Source organism: Rhizobacter sp. P3_B12, from assembly GCF_056402895.1.
This window is the reverse complement of sequence record NZ_JBFUGN010000631.1, coordinates 1-3,660: the sequence shown is the minus strand read 5'-3', so window position 1 is coordinate 3,660 and position 3,660 is coordinate 1. Positions and strand designations below refer to the sequence as shown.

Here is a 3,660-nt window from a genome sequence, read left to right as displayed (position 1 = left end):
GACGTCGTCTACGCCGTCTGCGGCGCGCTGTTCGCGGTCGCCGCGGTGCTGTTCCTGCGCATCGGCCATCCGCACGTGCCGCCGCCGAAGGAGCCGGTGACGCTGCGCACCGTGCTGGCCGGCGTCGGCTTCATCTGGAACCGGCCGGTGGTGCTGGGTGCCATCTCGCTCGACCTGTTCGCGGTGCTGCTGGGCGGCGCCACCGCGCTGCTGCCGATCTTCGCGCGCGACGTGCTGCACACCGGCCCGTGGGGCCTCGGGCTGCTGCGCGGCGCACCGGCCGTGGGGGCGCTCGCGATGTCGGTCGCGCTGACGCGCTGGCCGCTGCAGCGCCGCGTCGGGCACCTGATGTTCGCCGCGGTCGCGGTGTTCGGGCTCTCGACGCTGGTGTTCGCGGTGTCGAAGGTGTTCGTCGTCTCGCTGATCGCGCTGTGGGTCAGCGGTGCGGCCGACATGGTCAGCGTCGTGATCCGGCAGACGCTGGTACAGCTCGAGACGCCGAACGAGATGCGCGGCCGCGTCAGCGCGGTCAACTCGATCTTCATCGGCGCATCGAACCAGCTCGGCGAGTTCGAATCGGGCGCCACCGCGGCACTGCTCGGGCCGGTCGGCTCGGTGTTGCTGGGCGGCGTGGGCACGCTGGTCGTCGCCGGGTTGTGGATGAGGCTGTTCCCGGCGCTCGCCCAGCGACAACGCCTTACCGGCGATTGACACCCGCCTGCGACAATCCGCGGTTGTTGCATTGGAATGTCGATGATGTCCTGGATGTTGATCGCGGTGGCCCTGCTCGCCGCGCTGGCCCTCGCGGGCCTGTGGTGGGTCCAGCGCCGCGCGGCGCAACGCCGCGGGTTCGTGCCCTTCTCGCTGCCCGGCTTGCCGCAACCGGTGGCCGTCGGGCGGCGCTTCCGTGGCGGCGGCGCACCGGCCACCGGCTGGCCCTCCACGCTCGCCAGCATGCAGTTCGACGATCGCTGATCGAGCGTCGTCCATCGCGATTCGCGATGGCGATGTGCCGCAGCCCGTGAAATCCTGCCACCCCTGGAACGGGTGACAAAGCGTGACTTATCCGACATAGCGGTAATACTTCGGCCCCATGACCGAAGCAGCACCGAACCGCCCTGATTTCATCTACCCCGGCGGTTCGCCGCTGATGCACCCGCCGCTTCGGCTGAACCGCTCGCGGATGTATGGCTTCTTCGTGCACGGCGAGCTGGCGCGCCTGCAGGCCACCGTCGACGAGACGCTGACCGCGGTGGCCGGCGGCACGATGAGCTTCAAGGTGCTGTCGCCGTTCGTGATGCTGACCTTCACCAAGGTGCAGCATGCGCAGTCGGCCTGGCCTTCGGACGCCGCCAAGGGCTGGGGCGAGGAGACCGACATCGTCACCTGGGTGATGGTCGGCCAGGTGCTCGCCGGCCAGGCCGGCGTGAGCCGCGTCTTCTTCTACCCCTGCCACATCTGGGTCGACGACTGCATGGCGCTGATCAACGGGCGCGAACTGTTCGGCTACCCGAAGTACCAGTGCGAGTACACGATGCCGGCCGACGGCGCGCCGGCCACCCGTTTCACGCTGGCGGCCAAGGGCTTCCAGCCGTTCAGCCCGGAGTCGGTGCTGCAACTGCACCCGCTGCTCGAGGTCGAGGCGACGACCGGCCACGGCACGCGCCACGAGCTCGGCGGCCTGCCCGAGCTGATCGAGCAGGCGATCGAGCTGCTGGCGGCCAACCTGCCCGGCTTCCTGTCGCTCGACCGCGCCGGCTGGGCGCAGATCGCGCAGATGCTGCGCAGCCCGAACGTCGCGCAGATCTTCCTGAAGCAGCTGCCCGATGCAGCAGGCCTCAAGGCGGTGTACCAGGCGTTGATCGCCGCGCCCGCCACCGTGAAGGCGGTGCGCCAGGTACAGCTGCTCGGCGACGACTACCAATGCACGCTGCACCCGTTCGCGAGCTTCCCGCTGGACCGCACGCTCGGCCTGCAGCTCGGCGCGCAGCCGGCGATCCTGCCCTTCCACATCGACATGGACTTCGAGGTGCCGGCCGGCGAGGAGCTGTACGACAACTCGCGCATCGCGCCGAAGAAGATCGCGATCCTCGGCGGCGGCGTCGCGGCGATGACGGCGGCCTTCTACCTCACCGACCAGCCCGGCTGGCGCAATGCGCACGACATCACCGTGTACCAGATGGGCTGGCGGCTCGGCGGCAAGGGCGCGAGCGGGCGCAATGCCGCGCTCGGCCAGCGCATCGAGGAACACGGGCTGCACATCTGGTTCGGCTTCTACGCCAACGCCTTCAAGACCATCCAGCGCGCCTACGAACTGCTCGAGCGCCCCGAAGGCGCACTGCTGCGCACCTGGCGCGATGCCTTCAAGCCGCAGCAGTTCATCACGCTGACCGAGCAGGTGAAAGGTGACTGGAAGCTGTGGCCGATCGAGACCCCGGCGATGCCCGGCGAGCCCGGCCAGGGCAACGAGACGCTGGACCTGTGGCAGATCGTGCAGGTCGGCTATGGGTGGATCAAGCAGTGGCTGGGGGAGTTGAAAGAGGCCGATGCGCATGGCGAGTTGAGCCCGGCGCACCGGGCGATCCCCGCCGAGACCCATGCCGGCAGCTGGCTGCACCGGCTCGCCGCGCACGTCGAGGACGACGTGCTGTCGCTGTGCAGCGATGTCGGCGTCGCGTTCGCCGCGCTGCAGCGCTTCAGTGCCGAGCTGCCGGCCGCGCTGCGCGACCACGACCCCGAGCACCACCTGCTGCAGTCGAGCGCACTGAAATGCGTGCGCACCTGGCTGCATGCGCGCTTCAACGGCCTGCTGGCCGGCAGCAGCGTCGCCGACGACCTGCGCCGCCTCTACATCTGCGCCGACCTGGGCCTGACCAGCATCATCGGCATGATCGAGGACGAGGTGCTGACGAAGGGCTTCGACGTGATCAACGGCGAGGACTTCCAGGCCTGGCTGACGCGCCACGGCGCGAACCCGCAGGTGACGGTGCGCTCGGCACCGGTGGTCGGCTTCTACGACCTGGTGTTCGCGTACGAAGACGGCAATTTCGACAAGCCGGACATCGAGGCCGGCACGATGCTGCGCGGCATGCTGCGCGTGGCCTTCGACTACCACGGCGCGATCATGTGGAAGATGCAGGCCGGCATGGGCGACGTGGTGTTCACGCCGTTCTACCAGCTGCTGAAGGAACGCGGCGTCAAGTTCGAGTTCTTCCACAAGGTCGACGAGCTGGTGCCCGATGCGGCCGGGAAGCAGGTCGCCGAGATCCGCATGACGCACCAGGCGGCGCTCGCCGACCCGGCCCGGGGCTACGACCCGCTGGTCGACGTGAACGGCCTCGCCTGCTGGCCGAGCGCGCCGCGCTTCGAGCAGCTCGACGCCGCGCAGGCCGCGCTGATGCGCCGCCACGGCATCAACCTCGAATCGAACTGGAGCGACTGGCCCGAGGTGTATGCCGACGCGTTCAAGCAAGCGCTGCCGACGCGCACGCTGAAGCTCGGCGAGGATTTCGACCAGGTGATCTTCGGCATCTCGGCCGCCTCGGTCGCGCAGTTGTGCCCGCAGCTCGTCGCGCGCAGCCCGGCGCTGGCCGCCTCGTGCGAGCACGTGAAGGCGGTCGCGACCCAGGCCTACCAGGTGTGGCTCAACCAGGACCTGCG

At 69.3% G+C, this 3,660-nt stretch carries 3 protein-coding genes; all 3 read left to right on the top strand.

Annotation, left to right across the window (positions count from 1 at the left end; translation table 11 throughout):
- Nucleotides 1-711: MFS transporter (locus tag AC1D01_RS25075; protein ID WP_477871192.1), on the top strand; the 711-nt coding region annotated here is incomplete at its 5' end.
- 45 nt (nucleotides 712-756) lie between these two features.
- On the top strand, nucleotides 757-975 hold the full coding sequence (locus AC1D01_RS25070; RefSeq protein ID WP_477871190.1) for a hypothetical protein: 219 nt from the start codon (nucleotides 757-759) through the stop codon (nucleotides 973-975).
- A gap of 118 nt (nucleotides 976-1,093) precedes the next feature.
- Nucleotides 1,094-3,660 (top strand): NAD(P)-binding protein (locus tag AC1D01_RS25065; protein ID WP_477871188.1); only part of this gene is annotated, 2,567 nt, incomplete at its 3' end.